The organism is Paenibacillus agri (genome assembly GCF_013359945.1).
Taxonomy (GTDB): Bacteria; Bacillota; Bacilli; order Paenibacillales; family Paenibacillaceae; genus Paenibacillus_AQ; species Paenibacillus_AQ agri.
In genome coordinates this window covers 52823-73842 of sequence record NZ_JABWCS010000194.1, presented here as the reverse complement: position 1 = coordinate 73842, position 21020 = coordinate 52823, and the positions used below count along the sequence as shown (strand labels likewise).

The 21020-nt window shown below is 47.0% G+C and carries 18 protein-coding genes and 1 pseudogene; 13 read left to right on the top strand and 6 right to left on the bottom strand.

The features are described 5' to 3' along the window. Window positions 1-382 (bottom strand): annotated as a pseudogene (locus HPT30_RS06020) (IS110 family transposase); the annotation flags it as partial. Window positions 383-620: 238 nt separating this feature from the next. On the opposite strand from HPT30_RS06020, the gene HPT30_RS06015 reads away from it, so the two are divergent. The 6 genes from HPT30_RS06015 to HPT30_RS05990 all read left to right on the top strand — a co-directional run bounded on the left by HPT30_RS06015 (window position 621) and on the right by HPT30_RS05990 (window position 4698). Further along, window positions 621-1265, top strand: coding sequence for a hypothetical protein (locus HPT30_RS06015; protein ID WP_175370526.1), 645 nt, complete (start codon window positions 621-623; stop codon window positions 1263-1265). A 331-nt stretch (window positions 1266-1596) separates the two neighbouring features. Further along, window positions 1597-2343 (top strand): tyrosine-type recombinase/integrase, encoded by a 747-nt coding sequence (locus tag HPT30_RS06010; RefSeq protein ID WP_246316948.1) that lies wholly within the window; start codon window positions 1597-1599, stop codon window positions 2341-2343. A gap of 216 nt (window positions 2344-2559) precedes the next feature. Continuing rightward, entirely contained in the window at window positions 2560-2913 is a 354-nt protein-coding gene (locus HPT30_RS06005) for a hypothetical protein (protein ID WP_175370525.1), read from the top strand. A gap of 536 nt (window positions 2914-3449) precedes the next feature. Next, window positions 3450-3911, top strand: a complete 462-nt coding sequence (locus HPT30_RS31325; protein WP_175370524.1) for a GNAT family protein — start codon at window positions 3450-3452, stop codon at window positions 3909-3911. Between the two features lie 21 nt (window positions 3912-3932). Then, a complete protein-coding gene (locus HPT30_RS31320) occupies window positions 3933-4289 on the top strand; it encodes a GNAT family N-acetyltransferase (protein ID WP_175370534.1) in 357 nt (118 codons plus the stop codon). A 220-nt stretch (window positions 4290-4509) separates the two neighbouring features. Beyond that, window positions 4510-4698, top strand: coding sequence for a DUF2691 family protein (locus tag HPT30_RS05990; RefSeq protein WP_175370533.1), 189 nt, complete (start codon window positions 4510-4512; stop codon window positions 4696-4698). A 118-nt stretch (window positions 4699-4816) separates the two neighbouring features. Here the strand turns inward: HPT30_RS05990 and HPT30_RS05985 are convergent, their stop codons facing one another. The 4 genes from HPT30_RS05985 to HPT30_RS05970 all read right to left on the bottom strand — a co-directional run bounded on the left by HPT30_RS05985 (window position 4817) and on the right by HPT30_RS05970 (window position 11198). Beyond that, window positions 4817-7462 (bottom strand): glycoside hydrolase family 3 protein, encoded by a 2646-nt coding sequence (locus HPT30_RS05985; protein ID WP_312876303.1) that lies wholly within the window; start codon window positions 7460-7462, stop codon window positions 4817-4819. Between the two features lie 109 nt (window positions 7463-7571). Next, the gene (locus HPT30_RS05980; protein WP_175370523.1) at window positions 7572-8453 is read right to left on the bottom strand and encodes an AraC family transcriptional regulator; all 882 of its coding nucleotides are present in this window, start codon (window positions 8451-8453) and stop codon (window positions 7572-7574) included. Window positions 8454-8467: 14 nt separating this feature from the next. Next, window positions 8468-8884, bottom strand: coding sequence for an HIT family protein (locus tag HPT30_RS05975; protein WP_175370522.1), 417 nt, complete (start codon window positions 8882-8884; stop codon window positions 8468-8470). 838 nt (window positions 8885-9722) lie between these two features. Further along, the gene (locus HPT30_RS05970; RefSeq protein WP_175370521.1) at window positions 9723-11198 is read right to left on the bottom strand and encodes a protein adenylyltransferase SelO; all 1476 of its coding nucleotides are present in this window, start codon (window positions 11196-11198) and stop codon (window positions 9723-9725) included. 215 nt (window positions 11199-11413) lie between these two features. On the opposite strand from HPT30_RS05970, the gene HPT30_RS05965 reads away from it, so the two are divergent. The 7 genes from HPT30_RS05965 to uxaC all read left to right on the top strand — a co-directional run bounded on the left by HPT30_RS05965 (window position 11414) and on the right by uxaC (window position 20451). Beyond that, a complete protein-coding gene (locus HPT30_RS05965) occupies window positions 11414-12637 on the top strand; it encodes an enolase C-terminal domain-like protein (protein ID WP_175370520.1) in 1224 nt (407 codons plus the stop codon). A gap of 83 nt (window positions 12638-12720) precedes the next feature. Beyond that, window positions 12721-13563, top strand: a complete 843-nt coding sequence (locus HPT30_RS05960) for an NAD-dependent epimerase/dehydratase family protein (protein WP_175370519.1) — start codon at window positions 12721-12723, stop codon at window positions 13561-13563. Window positions 13564-13820: 257 nt separating this feature from the next. After that, window positions 13821-15509 (top strand): carbohydrate-binding protein, encoded by a 1689-nt coding sequence (locus HPT30_RS05955; protein ID WP_175370518.1) that lies wholly within the window; start codon window positions 13821-13823, stop codon window positions 15507-15509. Between the two features lie 100 nt (window positions 15510-15609). Further along, window positions 15610-16938, top strand: coding sequence for a family 43 glycosylhydrolase (locus tag HPT30_RS05950; RefSeq protein WP_175370517.1), 1329 nt, complete (start codon window positions 15610-15612; stop codon window positions 16936-16938). Between the two features lie 213 nt (window positions 16939-17151). Continuing rightward, complete coding sequence (locus tag HPT30_RS05945) at window positions 17152-17865, top strand: GntR family transcriptional regulator (RefSeq protein WP_175370516.1); 714 nt, start codon at window positions 17152-17154, stop codon at window positions 17863-17865. Window positions 17866-17962: 97 nt separating this feature from the next. Beyond that, window positions 17963-19015, top strand: coding sequence for a mannonate dehydratase (locus HPT30_RS05940; RefSeq protein WP_175370515.1), 1053 nt, complete (start codon window positions 17963-17965; stop codon window positions 19013-19015). A 14-nt stretch (window positions 19016-19029) separates the two neighbouring features. Next, window positions 19030-20451, top strand: coding sequence for a glucuronate isomerase (gene uxaC / locus HPT30_RS05935; RefSeq protein ID WP_175370514.1), 1422 nt, complete (start codon window positions 19030-19032; stop codon window positions 20449-20451). 226 nt (window positions 20452-20677) lie between these two features. Here the strand turns inward: uxaC and HPT30_RS05930 are convergent, their stop codons facing one another. After that, window positions 20678-20959, bottom strand: coding sequence for a hypothetical protein (locus HPT30_RS05930; protein ID WP_175370513.1), 282 nt, complete (start codon window positions 20957-20959; stop codon window positions 20678-20680). Window positions 20960-21020 lie beyond the last annotated feature (61 nt).

Here is a 21020-nt window from a genome sequence, read left to right as displayed (position 1 = left end):
CATCTTTATGGTCACTTTTAGATGGTGTATTGTCTCGGTTTTCCTTGTTCTTTTTGACAAGATGAGGATTAACCAAAACGGGCTCCATGCCTTGATCGAGTAGCCAATGTGCCAGGCTAAATCAGTAGTGGCCAGTGGGTTCCATACCAACGATGACGTTGCTAAGTTTGTAAGATTTGAGTAGATCTTGGATCCAGCGTTCGAACAGATCGAACCCTTCACGATGATTACCGAATTTGAGCGGAGTTCCCAAAGCAATCCCACGAAAGCTGACCGCGCGGGCCACGTGGACTTCTTGGGCGATGTCTACGCCAATGACCAAATGATGAACGGTAATGTTTTCTATGGGTTGATTTTGCTTATCTTGTGCCTTAAACTTCATGATAGAGCGACCTCCTGATGTGGTTTTAAGGGCTTTTGACCCGTTGCATAATCCCATCGTACAGAGGCGCTCGTTTTTGTTCAAACTCCAAATTATTCGTTTACAGGAATTCTAACGGGCAGAATAGTGGAGTAAAGATATGGTAAAATGGGTGTATAATATGCTCTCTTGATGGTTAAGGAGACCGACTTGGAATATTCTTAAGTTAATCGATGGAGTATTATAAGGATAAGGTGTGATGCGGGTGACTGATTTTACAATGATTAAAAAGCTGTTTCATATTACGAAACGAAATGGGTTTAGTCATGACGAGATACAAACCATTAAAAATAATTTTGGTGAATTGCCACAGGTGTTTATAGATTATTATTTGGAACTCGGTAAAGACGAGCGGCTGAATCATACGCAAGATAGTTTGATCAAACCCGAGCAACTCCAATACTTCAAACATAGCGAATATTTAATTTTTTATTGCGAGAATCAACGTGTCTGTGTTTGGGGAATCCATAAGAACGATTTATCCAGGTCCAATCCCCCTGTCTATATGAGTTACGATGAAAAGATATGGAAAAAAGATTTTGAAACATTGACCGATTTTTTTCATGCGATGGCCTATTTGCAAACCGTATTCGCTCTTGAATACGGCTGTGAATCGTTCTATTCCATTGAACAAACCGACTTGGATTTTATTCGTGGAAATTTTAATAATAAAGGTTTTTCCTTTCGGCATTGGATTGGCATCGAATTTTATGGGAATTACGATGATAGCATAATAACAGTGATGAAAAATAACGATAGTTTTGATTTGATCTATGCTTCAAGCAACAAAGAACATTTTGATGAAATGGATCGGGTTCTCTCAAAACGGGGAGAAGTAATTTGAAATCAGCTAAAGATAAATTTGTTGCAGCTACCTTCAAAAATAAAACCGATGAAAGGCTTGATCCATTTATTATATATTGAACCTAGAAACTTGTTGGTCAACAATGATATTTTAGATGTATACTCTAATTTCTACGTTTTAAGCTAACTGGAAACACTAGTTTTAATACAGCAGGCGATTAAAACCTCTCTTTAGAAGCAAACTAGATTTAATAGTTTCTAAAGGGAGGTTTTGTTATGAACTTAAATGAGTTGTGGAGTTTGTATGAGGCTGACAAACGCATTCAAGGATTCAGTCCAAAACATTAAAAGCATACGCTTTGCAGCACAAGATGTTAGTGCTGGAGCTAGGCAATCTCGATGTCACAGAGGTGACGTTAACCACACTGAGGGAATACTTGGCAAAACAAGCAGTTCATTCGAAGCCAAACAGTCTTGGCCATCGAATTCGTTTTGTTCGTTCACTTTTTCGCTCTTCTTATGAAAAGACTTATCTGACTTCAAATCCTTCTCTAAAATTGAGAGAACCCAAAATAGATAAGCGTATTCCTAAGTTTTTGATTGAGGAAGACGTCATACACTTAAAAATCTCATGTCAGTCACTCTGGGAAAGAGCACTGCTTGAGTTTCTCTACAGCACCGGCTGCCGGATTGGGGAGGTAGAAAAGATTAATGCCGAAGATATAAACGGGGAGAACTGTTCAGTAATCGTTAATCGCAAGGGATCGAAGCAAAGAGAAGTTTATTTTACGACAGAGTGCAAAGTATGGTTGAAAAAGTACTTGTCCAGCCGTACGGATTCCTGCAAAGCCTTATTTGTTACCGATACGCATCCAACCAAACGAATGGCTATACCTACGATTAGGTGGGCAATAAAACGGCTTGCAGATCGGGGAGAACTTCAAATGAACGTGTATCCGCATCGCTTTCGACATACTTATGCACGCCAACTCCTTGATAATGGTACTCCATTGGATTTCATTCAAGGAATGCTTGGTCATGAGAAGGCATCGACCACTCAAATCTACGCACAACTCCGAGGCGAACGTCGGAGAGAACTTTATCGACGTTACTTTTAGTTTGTAATGGCGACGGATCAGCTTTAGAATCCTTCGCCATTCAACTAAAGGGCAGGATAATGTAATATTCCATCATGCAACCGGCGAAATATTCGCTTGCATGTTCAGTTCTTGGGTAAATTAGCTCAATAAATTCTATAAATAAGATTATCTATGGTGTAATATGTAAATATATTCTAAAAATACTAAAGCGTTATGAAATGGAGGACTAAACGAATGGAACGTACCATTCAATTAATGGAAACCCATTTAAATATCGATCTTGGAAATCCGCCCTTTTTAAAATTAGACAACGGGTTGCAAATTCCATACTCTTCGATTAAGGGGATAACAACAGGTAGACCCATACCAAATGCTTTCAAGCTTTATGGTTTTTCTTTTGGAGGAATAAGAAATGGATTATTTAGATTCAATGGAGGTTATCATCTCTACTTTTTTAATAATGAGGTTGATACCCTTCATTTTGACTTGAATAATTTTCATGTTGGTAAATTTAAAATATCAAAGTTAATCATTGATGTTAAAAACCCTGAAGAAATAAGTAAAACTATCTCCGAACGATTGACGTGATAGTTCAATACCGAAAGGTCTACCGCACTGACTTTTCTCAACTAAAGGCCAGGATAGTCTAATCATTTTACGAGTTCTTATAGTACGGGAAAGTTCAAGAATTGAGGTTGAAAGTGATGGCGTTAATAAGATGGCTACAAAATAAGTACGCAATATCTTGCCCTTACTGTGGAAATGAATTGAATTGGTTTGATTCAAGTGTAGCAAAAGATTACTTGAAATGTGTGCCCTGTGATATGTTCTTTATTAATGACGTAGCATTAATACCAACAGTTTCACCAAGAAATCGCATAGAGCATTTAAAAAAGATGTATGAAGGTTATCATGGTGTACCAACAAGTTACTTTTATAAGCTTAAATGGCTAAGAAAAATAGAAAGCCTACTGAAGATTCACTAAAAGCCGTACAGCAAAAAACAGTACCGACATTCAACTAACTGGGAACTATAGTGCTGGGGCTGCCGCAGACGGCCCCTGTTCGAAACGAAATAAACCTTCTTGTATGCGTCACTTTAACCATAACGGAGGAGTGCCTAAATGTCTTTTATTCGCATTGAAAGAGATCGGTATCATGTTGTTAAGGGATTATTATCTGGGGCGGAATCGGTATTTACGCCCTTTCCACTCTCAATTTTAGAAGAAACGATTGATGGAATCGTCTATGTAGATAACCAAGATCATCCTCAGTGTGCCGCTGTAATGTCCAGCGATTTTATCGGGGGACGTTTGATTGGTCATGCTGTTAATAAAGCGTTTAACGAAGGATTTATTTCTACGATGAAAGATCATTTTTTCGTAAATGGTTCTGCCAATGACTTTAGATTATTCTGGTCAACCGCCTCCGAATCATGGGATGAAATCATTTTTCGCGTATTCGGTTATAGGGTTTTTTGTATTAGTAGGACACAATTTGAATTTGACCGTCATGTTTTCGAAAGTCTAGGACTAGTCGGAAATGACGAAGGCATGTTTAGAATGGATGCAGCGATGCTTCAGTAGTATGAACCACTACGTAGAGAGATAGAAGGTCTTTGGGGAAGTATAGAAAAATATCTACAGCATGATGTTGGATGGGTCGCTTTCTCATCAGATGGACAAGGGATAGGATTGTGTCATGCTGCATTTATTGGGGGCGGATTGGCAGAGCTCTCCATCCATGTGAATAAATCAGCGCGAGGTCAGGGTTTTGGCTTTCAACTTGCGAGAAATTTCATTGGGGATTGTTTGAATCGAGGTGTAATACCGAATTGGACTTGCGATACTCAGAACGTGCCTTCATTTCGAATGGCACAAAAATTAGGATTTAAAGAGAATACAAAATACAATTTGTTCTCTTCGATCTATACCCCAATTTTGCATGAACCGAGTAGGACCTGACTCTTTATTAAACCTCAGGCTTTCCCCTTTCTTCAAAGTCATTCCCCTTCCGTGATGCCGTCTAAAGCTTCAACTGCGGGCGGGAAATGCTATACCAATAAATTCCGATATTCTCATTATCCTATCGGGTACGATATTTAAACGGCTGAGAACGCAGCCCGTTTTGAATTTATGGGAGGAAGCGAGCAAATGAACAGAGGAGTCCAATTTGAGATACCGAATGAATGGGCAAGACCTCAGTAAAACTTTGAAATCAAGAGTTTATTATATAATTTTCGCGAATTTCAAGGCATATTTAAAAGGTGAAATCATTAATGATTTATATCTGAATGGAGTCAGAAAAGGATATGAGAATGTTGAGTATACTACCGACGAAAATGATGTTAGAACAAGGCTATCTGTGTGGTAAACATACACGTTCCTGTTGAACTAACGCGACACGATAGCTCAATATTACAGCGGCAGCCATGGACTTTATTCTCTCGTCCATGGCTGCCGCTGTTTCTATGACTGGGGGCAGTCACATGCTAGACAACTATAAATTCACCTGAGACTGCGATGTCGGCAGAGCTGCGGCCGATCATTACCCGGAAGGTGCCGGGTTCGACGATCCACTCGAGATTTCGATTCAGCAAGCTTAAGTCCTTCGGCGTCAGTGTGAAGGATAGTGTACGCTGCTCACCTGGCTGTAAGTGAATCCGCTGGAACCGCTTCAGTTCCTTCTCGGGCCGGGCGACAGAGCTGTGTACATCACAAATGTAGAGCTGAACGACCTCATCTCCCGCCAGGGCTCCAGTGTTGGTCACATCCAGAGTCACGTGGAGATCCTCGTCGGGATGGATGGCCGCTGACCTGAAGTGCAGGCTGTCATACTGAAAAGTGGTGTAGCTAAGTCCGTGGCCAAAAGGATATAGAGGCTGGTTGTCACCGCCGACATAATGCTTTTGTCCGCCGCGTCTGCGATTGTAGTACACCGGAATCTGTCCGAGGGTCTTAGGGAATGAGATCGGCAGACGTCCCGCAGGATTATAATCGCCGAACAGGACTTCGGCGATCGCATGACCGCCATTCTCGCCAGGGTACCAGGCTTCCAGAATGGCTGGGATATGCTCCGATTCCCAGCTAAGGGTTATTGGGCGGCCGTTCTGAAGCACAAGGATGACCGGTGTGCCGGTCTCATACACCGCCTTCAGAAGCTGAAGCTGTGTGCCCGGCAGATCCAGGCTGAGACGGTCGATCCCCTCCCCGCAGGTCCGTTCGGAATCACCGAGCGCGACGATGGCGATATCTGCCTGTGCAGCTGTAACAGCAGCCTCCTGAATGAACTCTGCTGCATCATTCCAGCCCAGCAGCACTTCGACGCCATTCGTATCCTTACAATATTCCACACGCAGCGCATATTCCTGTCCAGCCTTCAGTGCTACCGGCACGTTTTGACGGGCACTTTGTCCCTGACCCCAGCCATCTACAAGCAATTCTCCATCCAGCCACAGTCGCATGCTGTCCTGACTGGAAAGACCAATATAACCTGTAAGATCATGCTGAGGGATGAGATTACCACTCCAGCGTACCGAGAAATCATGGTTGCGGACGATTTCATCAGGCTTGGAAATCGCCCAATTGAAATGAATCGTCTTATCCGTCCGGGTCAGGACAGGAGATCCTTCCAGATCCGGATTATTGAAATATTCGCCCAGCAATCCGTTGGCGCCGGAGCTGTGGGTGAAGTTTACAGGAGGAATAGGCTCCAATTCGTCATCCAGGATGCTGCTGCCTTTAGCGTACAGCACTCGAGTCTTTGGACCCACAGCCGCTTTAATGCCATCCAGCACGGTTACCGGTTCAAACCCTTCGATATACGGTGTGTAGTCGCCCAGTCTGGCTGTAGCGGCGCTAGGACCAATGACGGCAATAGTGCCCAAATTTTTGTTTAGCGGGAGCAGACCTTGATCATTTTTCAGCAGACAAATGCCTTCACGGGCTGTCTGTAGTGATGTCCGACCATGCGCTGCCTGACGAATCAATGTCTTGCTCAGATCCTCATCCGTATAAGGGTTCTCGAACAGTCCAAGCATAAACTTCACTTTGAGCACTCGTCCTGCTGCTGTATCCACAGTATCCATGGTGATATCTCCGCTGGTGACTAGTTCTATAATCGCTTCCTGGTAGACGTCATGCGGATAATCGTAGTATTGCATATCGGTTCCGGCTTCCAGCGCTTGGCGAATCGCTTCCTTTTCGGTGCTGGCTGTGTAATGGGCATGCTGAAGGCGGGCAATCGCTCCCAGGTCAGATCTTACGAAGCCGGGCATATTCCATGCTCCGCGCAGAATCTCTGTAAGCAAGCTATAATCTGCCGAGCAGGGAACACCATCAATGGAGTTGTAAGAACACATAGCATTGATCGCACCGCCCTCCACAAAAGCAGCCTCAAAGACAGGCATATGATAGGTATGCATATCGTTAGCTCCAATGGAGGCCGGGGAATGGTTCAGCCCAGACTCAGGGATACCATGTACGGCAAAATGCTTCGGCTCGGCAACAATATTCCGCCCGGAAGCCAGGTCATCTCCTTGCAATCCCTTAATCATGGCGACTGCCATCCGGGAGGCCAAATAAGTGTCTTCGCCATAGGTTTCTTCCACACGTCCCCAGCGGGGCTCGCGGGCGAGATCGAGCACCGGGCCGAAGGTCTCGTGAATGCCGAGGCTGCGCGTCTCGGCGGCAATCTCGGTTCCGAGCTGTTTTACTAGTTCGGGATTCCATGTGGAAGCCATGGTGATGGCATGAGGAAACACGGTACATCCAGGGCGCAGCAGCCCATGTAGTGCTTCCTCGCTGAACAGGATTGGGATACCGAGCCGGGTCTGCTCCACAGCATATTTTTGGATCGCGTTGTTGACTGCGGTAGTGCCATAAAGGTCGTGCAGACAGCCGATACCATCTTCGCCGATCAACTCCCCGATCTTCTCCCAGACGATTTCGGAATCATCGGCCATGACGGTATGCATCTGCGGATGTGTTGCGCTCATAAAAGAAGCCCCAAAGTATTGGTCTAACTGGCGGACCTTCTCCTTCAACGTCATACGCTGCAGTAAATCTTCCACCCGTTTGTCTACCGGAAGCTCCGGGTTTCGGTAAGGTGCATTTGTATGCTCTGTGGATATGCTCACTGTAAGTTACCTCCTTGTACAATCTAAAGTGCCTTGCGACTGAGTCTTGTTTCTTTGAATTATAAAAAAAAGACCCTGACTTTACCTGTCAGGGATTGATGATCACTTGTCATATTTTGCTGCGATAGAGGGTGGGTGTGCATCCGTTCACTTTTTTAAAGACACGGTTGAAGGTCTCAATGCTGTTGAATCCGGCTCTGTAGGCCGCCTCAGTAATGCTAATATCGCTACCCAGCAGTAGCTGTCCGGCATAGTTCGCTCGAAAGGCGTTAATATAATCAACAAAGGTGAATCCGGTAGCTTCTTTAAATAGCCGGGTGAAATGATAGATACTGTAGCCGGAAATATCCGCTGCTTGCTTGAGCGTTATTTCGCTTCCTGGATGATTCTCGATATGGTTCAGTACGCCTTCCAGCCGGTCGAGCTGCTCCAGTCGGATTTTGCGTTTAGTCAGTGCCTCTTTGCTGTAGATCTCCCGGGGAACCTGGCGAAGGAGCAGCGCCATCAGATCATGCATTCGGGCATTGATGACCAGTTCGAAGCCGTCAATTTGGCCTTCCCATTCCCGCTGAATGTCGAGGATTAGTCTTTCGAGCTCACCGTGCAGCGTTGCCTGCCACGTATTAGATTGTTCATCGGTGACGGCAGGGCGGAGATGGGGCTGAATTATTTTCTGGTTGAAAATAAGGTCGCCCCAAGCTCCAAACGGCAGCTTATCCAGTTGAAGAATGATCTTCGCGCAGCCGTTCGGATTGGCGTAATTTTGATGCACCTCGCAGGAGTTAATCAGCAGAATGTCTCTTGTCCGCAGTGTGTAGATATCCCCGCCGATGCCGATCTGCATGTCCTCGCCAAGGATGTATACAATCTCAAGCTCCTTGTGCCAGTGGGCCGGATAGCCTTCCTCCAGTGAACTGATAATGATATTGAGGGGCTGGCTTGTTTTGTGGCGGATCTTCTCATGCCATGCCCGTATGGATGGTGGGGCCAAGTGAACTGCCTCCTTCACTCCTCATTTAATGACTTTAGAATCTTTTCTCTCGTTTGGCCTAGTCGTTTATCAGCACCATGCGGGTGCAAGGGTTCGCTCCAGGAAAAACCATCACCTTCGTATCTGGGAATGAGGTGCATATGGTAATGAGCTAGGTCGTTGAATTTTCCACCATTTTGACAAATGCTTATACCATCAGGTTTGAATAAGTCTTTTAAGACTGCAGAAAGTCGCTTTGAAGCATCCATGATCGCATATGCAGTCGCGGATTCTATTTCTTCGACATCCAAGTAATGCTTTTTAGGAAGGATCAGGGTATGCCCTTCATTAAACGGGGCGATATCGAGTACGCAAGTGATAAGTTCGTTCTCATAGATAATGTTTAAGTTAGGTTCAATATTATTAGCAATTCTACAGCCTAAGCATTCCATTTACAGCATCACTCCGTTGTAAGTTTTATAGTATATAAAATAAAACGAACTGAAGATACGAATGTACGGGTAAGGGATCGATCGTCACTTCGGTGGAATGTTGGGTCTTCCGAATGCGGTCGTCGACAGAGGCCCTCTTTATAACCGTTTCTAGCAATTAAAAGTTGGTGACAGTCTGTGCTGATGGGTGCGATCTTTCCCGCGGAAAGCTTTCAGGCGAGAGTTTCGCTTCTACAGTTCCAACTTCGCCCTTTGCTCCTTCTAATATTGATCCTCGAAGTGAAATTAACGACATTTTTGTACCTTAAATACTCTGCAGTTAAGGATTTGTGGAGATTAAGTGCAATATTGTACCTTAAATCTTCCATAGTGCCTCTTCCCGGCGTACTTTTTCAAAAATAAGATACAAAAATGCACCTATTTCCCTCATTTACCTATATTTAAGGAAATTAAGGTACAAAAATGCCGTTAGTTGGGGGCGGAGGTCCCTTTTTCACTATTAAGAAAGATGGTAAGGGGGAGGGGGAGATTTACGTCCTAAAGCCCCAGCTTCCAAGATGGGCTACTTTAACCCGCTCCACCGACTCCGGGGATAATTCCATCCGAGATTCATTTATAGTAACCAGAATAACGCTTAGTCTTCTGTTTGGATTGCCTGGTCTTCTGTATGAATTTTATTTTCACCTAATATAATTAGTATATCTTTTCCACTAAACATTTGCATTGGAATTTGAGCATCTATAAACTAACGATCAGCTTCAATAGACAAAAAAGGCCGTTTCCTTAAGAAAGGAAAGACGGCCTTCTGGTTTTATTCTATATTTCCCAAAAAGTAAAATCAGGTCCCGCAGTATGTCCGGTAAGGAAGCTCTGATGGATCAGCGGGTTTGCAGTACTTGGCTTGCTCGGGCGTATGGGCAAAAGGATCAGAAAGGGTTTCAAGAAGCTGTGTCATAACAGAATAGTCACCGCGCGTCACTGCAGCTTCCAACGCTTCTTCAACTCTGTGATTGCGGGGAATGACTGCCGGATTAGTCTTTCGCATCAGCTCCTGGGAAGCGGCGTCTGATTCCGGTTGTCTGCTTTTTCTTGCTTTCCACCGCTCTACCCATTCCGCAAACTCCGTTGTGCCAGATAAGACGGTATCTTCCAGCTTGTCGTTAGTCAATGCCAAGAAGGTGTTGGTGTAGTCCGCACCCTGCTTCTGCATCATCCCTAGCAAATCTTCGATCAGCGCCTCATCCTGAGACTCTTCATTAAAGAAGCCCAGCTTCGCTCTCATACCGGAAAGCCAATGCTTATCAAAGAGTACAGCGAACTGGGAAATGGCTTCTTCTCCGAGCTTAACGGCTTGCTCCGGATCATCATGCAGCAGGGGCAGTAGCGTTTCCGCAAATCTGGCCAGATCCCATGCGGCAATATTGGGCTGGTTGCCAAAAGCATAGCGGCCACCGGTGTCGATAGAGCTGAATACCGTGCCGAGATCATAAGTATCCAAGAAGGCGCAAGGACCATAGTCAATAGTTTCGCCGCTAAGAGCTATGTTGTCTGTGTTCATAACCCCGTGGATAAAACCAACAAGCTGCCATTGCGCAATTAATGAAGCTTGTCGTTGAATGATACCCTGCAGCAGAGCAAGATAACGGTTCCCTTCCTTTTCCGCTTCAGGGTAGTGTCTATGCAAGGTATAGTCAGCTAATGTGCGGAGATCTTCGATCGTGCCCCATTTTGCAACATATTGAAAGGTACCTACTCGCAGGTAGCTGGCTGCAATCCGGGTCAGAACAGCACCTGGCAGCTCGGTTTCACGGGTGATATTCTGGCCGGTCGCTACAACCGCTAAGCTTCTTGTCGTCGGAATGCCAAGTGCGTACATGGCTTCACTGATGATATATTCACGTAGCATCGGTCCGAGTGCGGCCCGCCCGTCTCCTGCGCGGGAGTAGGGAGTCTGGCCTGAGCCTTTAAGCTGAATATCAAATCGTTCTCCGGAAGGAGTAATCTGTTCCCCAAGAAGAAGTGCCCGTCCATCGCCCAGCATGTTGAAACGTCCGAATTGATGTCCGGCGTATGCTTGTGCTAGCGGTGAGGAACCTTCAGGCACCTCATTACCGGCGAGTTCCGCCAGCCCGTCACTGCTCTCCAGATATTCGGAGTTCAAGCCTAAGGATGAGGCCAGCGCATGGTTCACAATGGCCAATTTAGGGTCTCGTACAGGGGTTGGATGCTGTCTGGTAAAAAGCATTTCTGGAAGAGCGGCATAACTGTTATCGAAATTCCATCCGGTTACTTGTACTGCTTTTTTCTCTGCCATTATAGCGCCTTCTCCCCTGAGTATTAGTTTTGGTAATTGCTTAAAGAGTGATCTATTTACTTTGAATTTTAACATACAACAAATTCCCAGGTAAAGCCAGAGGGGTGGTTACAGGAGAAGGATAGAAATGGGATGGAAAGTTTAATAATGCCCTGTTTGGATGTGCGGAAGATTGCATTAAAATAGACACGACACAAAAGAGGGATGGTGATCTGATGGCAAAAATTACACGTATCGAATGCATCCGCACCAGGCATGATGGAAGTTGGACGATTGTGAAGGTATCCACGGATCAGGACGGTCTATATGGACTGGGCTCCGCCTCTGATCTCTATAATCCTGAGGCAGTGGTGCAAGTTATTGAGCAATTGTTAGGTCCGCTGCTTATTGGGCGGGAGGCTTCCAATATAGAAGACTTGTGGCATCTGATGCATATGAGCGGGTACTGGAGAAACGGGGCAATCCTCAATACCGCTATAGGCGGAATTGATATGGCCTTGTGGGATATCAAGGGCAAGGAAGCAAACCTCCCGGTCTATCAGCTGCTCGGTGGAGCCTGCCGGTCGGCAGTACCATGCTACGGACATGCTGGAGGTGCGGATATCAACGAGCTTAAGGAGGATGTCCAGCGTTTTATAGAAGAAGGCTATACGGTGATTCGTGTTCAAATGGGCGGTTACGGTGGCGGGGGCTTTGTCAGCGGCAAGGAAGCGAAGCTGCCACGCCAGTCCTGGAGCAGTGGTCCTGTATTTGATGAGCATACGTATCTGAATACCATCCCGGACATGTTCGAGAAGCTGCGTGTGGAATTCGGCACAGGGATTCAATACACGCATGATGTACATGAACATCTGTCTCCGATTCATGCCATTCAGTTGTCGAAGCGGCTGGAGCCCTATGGATTGTTCTTCCTGGAAGATGCCCTTCCACCGGAACAGATCGGTTGGTATCGGCAACTGCGCCAGCAGAGTGCGACGCCGCAGGCGGTGGGAGAGTTGTTCGTGAATCCGCAGGAATGGACCGGACTGATTCAGGAAAAGCTGATTGATTTTATCCGAGTGAGAGTATCCAAGGCTGGTGGAATTAGTGCCTGCCGCAAGATTGCTGCACTTGGTGAGGCCTATGGTGTCCGCACGGCCTGGCAGGAAGGCGGAGAGAATGATCCCGTTAACCAGGCGGCTGCAGTCCACCTGGATATGGCACTTTGGAACTTCGGTATTCAAGAGGTCAACCATTTCAAAGATCACGAACTGGAGGCTTTCCCGGGACACATTATCAGAGAAGGCGGATATCTGTATCCATCCAATAAACCTGGACTGGGCCTTGATCTGGATGAAGTGAAAGCGCAGGGGCTGCTGGGAGATTCATGGAATGTGAGCCGATATCACCGTCCGTATCCACTGGACCGCAAGGCTGACGGAACATTGGTGCGTCCATAACCAAGTACAACAAATTACACAGCAGAGCACAGTACAGTGAATGACCTCACATATCAAAAACAGTAAAAGGAGGGTTGGAAGAAATGAAAACCATTGCGGTTACAGGCGGAGGCGGCAAGCTTGGATCACAGGTCATCAGCAAGCTGCAGCAGCAAGGCTACGACGTTGTATCGCTGGACAATCACTTGTCAGACCGGATTCACTGCAGGCAAATCAAGGTGGATCTCAATGATTTTGGACAGGTAGTGGGGGCACTTGCCGGAGTTGATGCCGTCATCCATTTGGCTGCGATTCCTGCGCCGATCCATTTTCCTCATACCTATATTTTCGCCAATAATACGTTAGCCGGGTACCATGTGCTGGAGGCAGCTTCTTTATTAGGTATTCAAAAGGTGGTGATGGGTTCCAGCGAATCGTCGTATGGATTTGCTTGGGCGCCACAGCCGTTCTCGCCGGATTATTTCCCGGTGGATGAGGGGCATCCTCAGCAACCGCAGGAGTGTTATGGGCTCTCCAAGGTTGTCAACGAACTGACCGCTGAGATGTTCCACCGGAGAACCGGGATGCAAGTAATCTCATTGCGGTACTCGATGATTGTTGGTCCAGGAGAGTATCGGCATATGGCTACGGCCAAGCCTGAGACCTTCAAGCAAATTTTGTGGAGCTATATCGATATCAGAGATGCGGTAGATGCTAGTCTGGCAGCTCTTCATACGGATTATGCGGGAGCCATACACCTGAACATTACCGGCAACGATACGTTAAGTGAATGGAAGACGCAAAAGCTGCTGGAGACCTTTTACCCCGGTGTGAATGATCTGCGGTTGCCTTTCCACAATAGAGAAGCTATCGTCAGTAACAGTCTGGCACAGAAGGTGCTTGATTGGCGTCCCAAGCATTCCTGGAGTGATGCGGAACTAGAGTAGCACTCGTCCCGTTTCTTTTGGAATTCCCTGTTTTGTTTATGATCGTCACATGGAGTCTAATAGTGGGAAAAGGTATGCTGTAACTGATAAATCACCTATTTTGTAAGAAAATCCTGATACGCCTAAAGAGGAGGTGTAGTGAAGGGAAATAACGTCCGCAAGAATAATCCAGAATGTGAGTCCGTTCTCTTTCAAAGCTTGTCTCAGGCCTTATTTGGACAGTAATTAGCAGGCAACTCAAAGAACAGGAGGATCTTATGCTAAATTTTGTGCAAAAAAATAAGAGGTTATTGGCTTTTGCAAGCGCGGCTTTATTGATTCTTACGGTGTGTATTTCCTTTGCTCCTTCCGTCGCCTCGGCGGCTTCGGCGTTTAATCAAACAGCCGCTTCCGGTTACAGCAGCCAATCTGGAGTCCAGCTGGAGAATTCCACTGAGGGCGGGCAGAATGTTGCTTTTGTCGATAATGGGGATTATATCGTCTTCAACAATGTTGATTTTGGAAGCGGTGCCAATTCAATAGATGTTAGAGTTGCCAGCAACAACAGCGGCGGAAATATTGAGGTCCGTCTGGACAGTCTTAACGGAACGCTCGTGGGAACCGTTGCTGTACCCGGTACCGGAGGATGGCAATCCTGGGTGACGAAGTCCGGTGCGATCAGCGGTGCCAGCGGTGTGCATACGCTCTATCTTAAATTTACCGGAGGCAGCGGGAATTTATTCAACCTGCTCTGGTTCAAGTTCAACGCAGGCTCCACAGGTGGCGGCGGGGACGTGGTAGGCAAGCTGTATGCAGGATATCAGGGCTGGTTCAACGCAGCAGGTGACGGTTCGCCAAATGGCGGCTGGGTGCACTGGTCAAAGAATAGCAGTGCCCCGTCGGCAAGCGGGAATGTGAATTTCGAGCTGTACCCGGATCTCCGTGAATATTCCAAGCTGTATCAGACCGGTCTGGCTAATCTCGGCAACGGTACGCCAGCCAAGCTCTTCTCCTCCTATGATCAGGAGACGGTCAACAAGCATTTTGAATGGATGCAGAGCTACAATATCGACGGCGCGGCATTGCAGCGTTTCGGCGCAGAAGAAAGCGACACGCCTAACAACTGGAAGACTAACCGGGACAGCGTAGCTGTCAAAGTGAAGAACGCGGCAGAGTTCTACAACCGCAAATTCTATGTCATGTATGACATCACCGGTATGAATGCCAGCAACTGGGTCAATGCAGTTAAGCATGACTGGACGACTAATATCGTCAACAACATGCACCTGCCTTCTTCCTCCGCTTATGCCAAGCAGAACGGCAAGACGGTGGTCTGTATCTGGGGTATTGGCTTCACCGACCGTCCGGGTACTGCGGCAGAAGCGGCTAATCTGATTAGCTGGTTCAAGAACCAGGGCATTTATGTCATCGGCGGCGTGCCTACCTATTGGAGAACCGGGAACAATGACTCCAGATCGGATTTTCTGAACGTGTACAAATCACTGGATATGATCTCGCCGTGGTCTGTGGGCCGCTTCGGTATGGATGGAGTGGATAACTTCAAGAATAATCAGCTTCAGCCGGACTTGGCCTTTACCCAGCAGAATGGAATTGACTATCAGCCGGTAATGTCACCGGGATTCGCCTGGTCCAATATGACCGGCCAGCAGAAGAATCAGATTCCGCGTGCGCATGGGGATTACATGTGGAAGCAAGCTTACAACATTAAGAGCTTAGGCATCAGCACCGGCTATGTTGCTATGTTCGACGAATATGACGAGGGTACTGCCATCGCAAAAGCCGCAGAGAACAGCTCGATGATTCCGACCAATCAATACTTCCTGACGCTGGATGCCGATGGTGTGGCGGTATCCGCGGACTTCTATCTCAGATTGACTGGGGACATCAATCGTTTGCTCAAAGGACAAATTCCGCTGACGGTGAATCATCCTACGAGCCATCAGTAAGTGAACAGCAAGGCCTTCGTGGATGATAGATTTTCCTGGCGAAGGCCTTAGTAAGAAAACAATATTTTATACAAAAAGCATATCTTCAGGAGGACTTATTATGACGACTGGCAATCAAGGCTTACAAACTAAGCGGCAAAAGACAACATCCCAGAACCCGGCGATTACTTCCATCTATACGGCAGACCCGTCGGCCCATGTATGGAATGATGGCAAAATCTATATTTACGCATCCCATGATATGGACCCGGCCAGAGGCTGTGATCTCATGGACAGATATCATGTATTCTCTTCGGAGGATATGGTCCACTGGGTTGATGAAGGCGAAATCCTCAGTTCGGATGATGTGTCCTGGGGCCGTCCGGAGGGCGGATTCATGTGGGCTCCCGATTGTGCTTATAAGAACGGGACCTATTACTTCTACTATCCGCATCCGAGCGATTCGAACTGGAATGATTCCTGGAAGATCGGCGTTGCCACCAGCGACAAGCCGGCAAGCGGATTTACCGATCAGGGATATGTTCCAGGTCTTGGCGGGTTTGCCTTGATTGATCCGTGTGTGCTCGTGGACGACGACAATAGCGCCTACATGTATTACGGGGGCGGCAGTGTCTGTCTGGGCGGGGAGCTTAATGAGGATATGATATCCCTGAAGGATGGAATGAAGGAAATGGAAGGGTTAGAGGATTTTCATGAAGCGGCCTGGGTGTTTAAAAGAAACGGCCTCTATTACCTGACCTACGCAGACAATTTAGAAGATAACAATCGCATGAGATATGCGACCAGCGAGAGCCCGCTTGGACCGTGGACGTACAGGGGCATTTTCCTGGAGCCGACAGGCTGCTCTACAACCCATGGTTCGGTGGTGGAATTCAAAGGACAATGGTATCTGTTCTATCATAATCAGGCGATTTCCGGGCAAGGCAATTTGCGTAGCGTATGTATCGATTATTTGGATTTCAACGAAGATGGTTCCATCAAGACCGTTGTGCAGACTCTGGAAGGGGTATCATCCGTTGGTCCGGCCCCGGCGCACAATCCTCAGCAGAAGTCGTATCCGGCAGCGGAGAGTATGGTGTTCGGCGGTGCGCAAATTCGTAAGCTGGAATCAGGTCAGAGCGTGGTGACCGATCTGGAGCGGGAAGGCTCTTACGTGCTGTTCGAAAATGTGGATGGAGGCGAGGGCGGCAGATCATCCATCGAGCTACATTATGCTACTGGTGAACGTCTGGCCAAATTACAGCTGACTGTTAACGACAAGGACTATTCCTTGCTGAATGCCCTGTCTACAGGTGGGCCGCATGAATTCGGCGGGGTTTCTGATATCACCGTTTATTTGCAGCCGGGAGAAGCCAATACAATCAAACTTTCGGGCGGATATGGCGAAATCAGCCTTGAGGCTATTACCGTCAGCCCGTTGAAAGATTAAAGTTTGACGATATCAATATTTGCAGCAATCCCCGCAGGAGGTTCCTCCTGCGGGGATTTTTTTGGATATAAGCATGAGTCCGCTATGAGAACTGTTGGCTAGAATCTGCGAAGATTTGCTATAATGATGTACTGAGTCTTTTAGCCAGATCGGCTTAAGAGGATAAGAATACTGATTTGTGCAGGTTGATGCAGATGAAGGAGTGTCGTGCTGATGATGAACATATCCCCAAGATTAGCCGGAGAGAACAATAAAGATTATTCTTATAGAGTTATCCGTGAAAATATGATGTCGCTCACCCTGGCCCCGGGACAGGTCATCAGCGAAATTGATCTTGCCGATGCGCTGCAGATTTCCCGTACACCGGTCAGGGAAGTGCTGGCGAAGCTGAAAGAGGAGCATCTAATTGATGTAGTTCCGCAGGTTGGCACCTATGTGTCCAAAATCAAGGGCCATCTGATTGAAGAGGCTGCTTTTATGCGTTTTACGCTGGAAAAAGAGGTCCTGCTCCGCTCCTGTCAGTCGTTCCCGGCAGAGGCACTGCTGGAGCTTAAGAAGAATGTCGGGCTGCAGGAACTGCTGGTCGACAAGAAAGCCAGGGAGCTTGATTTTCATCAACTGGATACGGAATTTCATCAGATCATCTATCGGGGCAATCATTTGGAGAATGTGTGGAAATCCATCACCCGTCTGAGCACTCACTACAATCGTATCCGACTGCTCTCGGAAAGGGAGCATAGTTTCGAAGAGGCAGTAACGCAGCATCGCCAGATGATCGGGCTTATCGAACAAGGCCAGACCGAGCAGATTGAGCATGCCGTCAAACAGCATATCCTCGCGCCGATGAACCAATGGGAGGAATTGTACCGGGATGACAGCCGTTTTGCACACTATTTTGACGTGAGTTCAGGGATCTCTGTATGTTGAACTATTTTTAGCTGAAGGGCATTTATTATATTGCTCCACCTCATCTTGTATGCTAGTATACAAGTATTCGAATCCGTGCATAAGGAGGCCAATAAAAATGGAAATGTCGTTCCGCTGGTATGGGGAAGAGGACCCCGTCAAGCTGGAGTATATTGCTCAGATTCCGGGGATGAAGGGCATTGTCACCGCAATCTATGATGTGCCGGTAGGTGAAGTGTGGCCGATGGAGAAAATTACGGCTTTGAAGGAGAGAGTCGAGTCTGTAGGTCTGAAGATTTCGGTTATTGAAAGCGTTCCCGTACATGAGGACATTAAGCTGGGGCTCTCTACACGTGACCGTTATATTGAGAATTATAAAGAGACAATCCGCAATCTGGGCCGGGCGGGTATTCCTGTGATCTGCTATAACTTCATGCCGGTGTTCGACTGGACACGTTCGGATCTGTCCTTCGAGCTGCCGGACGGCTCTACCACTCTGATCTATGAGGAAGAAATCATCCGGAGAATGGACCCGAAGCTGGGTGAGCTGGCGTTGCCGGGCTGGGATACCTCTTACGGAGAAGGAGGACTCGGGAAGGTTCTGGATCAGTATGAAGAGATGAATGAAGAGAAGCTATGGGAGCATCTCGGCTATTTTATTGAAGGAATTCTGCCCGTGGCCGTAGAAAGTCAGGTTAAAATGGCCATTCACCCGGATGATCCGCCATGGTCCATCTTCGGTCTGCCGCGCATCATCACGAATAAGGCTAATCTTGAACGGTTCCTGAACCTGTACGATTCCCCGTACCACGGGCTGACTTTATGCTCGGGCTCGTTGGGCTGTGATCCGAACAATGATTTTGTCGACATGGTTAAGTATTTCGGCGGGGTCAGGAACCGGGTGCATTTTGCTCATCTGCGGAATATCAAGATTACGGGTGAGAAGTCCTTCCACGAGTCCGGGCATCTGTCTGAATGGGGATCACTGGATTTCTATGAGATTGTTAAAGCTTATGTCGAGTATGGTTTTGACGGGCCGTTCCGGTCGGACCATGGGCGTATGATCTGGGGAGAGACGGGAAGAGCAGGGTACGGATTATATGACCGGGCGCTGGGCGCCGTCTATATCAACGGCTTGGCCGAAGCGGTCAAGAAGTCGTTACATTCCTGAAAGGAGAGCAGACGATGACAACTTTCATTCATGAGGATTTTCTGCTGCAATCGGAGACGGCCCGAAGACTATACCATGAGTATGCGAAGGAACTGCCCATCATCGATTACCACTGCCATCTGGACCCCAAGGCGATTGCGGAGAATGCGCGTTTTGACAGTATTACGGACATTTGGCTGGGCGGGGATCATTATAAATGGCGAGCCTTAAGAACCTATGGTATCGATGAAAAATATATCACCGGGGATGCTTCTCCTGAAGAGAAATTCGCCAAATGGAGCGAGGTGCTGCCCTTTACCATCGGAAACCCGTTGTTTCACTGGTCGGCCCTGGAGCTAAAAACCTACTTTGGCGTGGACGATTTGTTGACGGCGGACAATTGGGAGGAGATCTACAGGAAGTGCAATGAGGTCATCGCTCAGCCTGACTTCACCACCCAAGAGCTGATTACCCGTTCCAATGTAAAATGGATCTGCACCACCGATGATCCGGCGGATGATTTACGCTATCACCGGCAGATTGCGGAGCAGAAGGATTTCAAAACCGCCGTTACGCCTACATTCCGGCCAGATAAAGCACTGCAAATCGGTTCTCCCGGCTTCTTGGATTATATAGGGGTGCTGGAGCAGGCAGTAGGGTATCCTATTCAGTCCTATGCGTTAATTGAACAAGCCTTACTGGAACGTATAGAGTATTTCAACGGGTTCGGCTGTATGATCTCCGATCATGGCTTTACCCACTTGCCGTATGCAGAGGCTTCGGCTGAGGCGTTAGAGTCTATTTTCTCCAAACGTCTGGAAGGTGAGTCTCTGAGCAGCCTGGAGTGTGACCAATATGCTACGTCGCTGTTTCTGGCGATGGGCCGGAAGTATGCACAGTTCGGCTGGGCGATGCAGCTGCACATTGGCGCGATTCGTAATCCTAATACCCGGATGTTCCGGCAATTAGGGCCTGACACCGGGTTTGATACGATCGGTGACAACAACTATGCCGATAATCTCTACAGATTGCTGGATGGATTGGAACAGAGTAATGAATTGCCGAAAACAATTCTGTATAACCTAAACCCGGTCCATAATGATGTGCTGGCTGCGATGATCGGGTCGTTCCAGCAAAGCGGTATCCGAGGCAAAATTCAGTTCGGCTCCGGTTGGTGGTACAACGACCAGAAGGACGGGATGACCAAACAGCTGACGGCTTTGTCCAATTTGGGCCAGCTTAGCTGCTTTATTGGTATGTTGACCGACTCGCGCTCCTTCCTCTCGTATACCCGTCATGAATACTTCCGCCGTATCCTGTGCAACATTCTGGGAGGCTGGGTCGAGAACGGCGAAGTGCCGAATGACATCCCGTTCCTGGGCCGTATCGTGGAGGATATTTGCTACAACAATGCCAATACCTACTTTGGGCTGGAGGGTCATGCTTTAAAGAAATAGATGATCGCTATTATTTATTATTTACGACCATAAGTGTAAAAAACAGGCTAAGGAACCGCCGTTCAGCGGTTTCTTAGCCTGTTTTGATGTAATAGTTGGCTAGAATTTCTGTTTTAATAGAAGCCGTTGTATAAGCGCGGCTGCTTTTTAACCGGCAGGCTTCAGGAAAGCTTTATAGAATCAGCTTAAAGGCTAAGTTTCCCTATTAATAAACAGAAACGTTGTTTTATTTATGCCGGCTGGATAACGCTAAATAAATTGAATACATCAATAAAGATACAATCAATATCGTATAGATAACCCTCACGATATCTAATTCATATATCGGATAATAATTGTCAATTGTTTGATGTTTATCTGTCGCTTGCAATTCCCATAAAGCAACAAACCTTTGATGGTCTATCTGATTTTTTGGACCCCAATGCGCCGTGACAGGTACTCTTAAAATTCCAACAATAAATAGAATGGCTGAGTAAATAGCTAGCATTGTAGATCTTAGTCTTTTCATAATATCACACCTCTTTTTATTTTAATAATAACCTATACTGATTATTAGGTAAAATATTCCA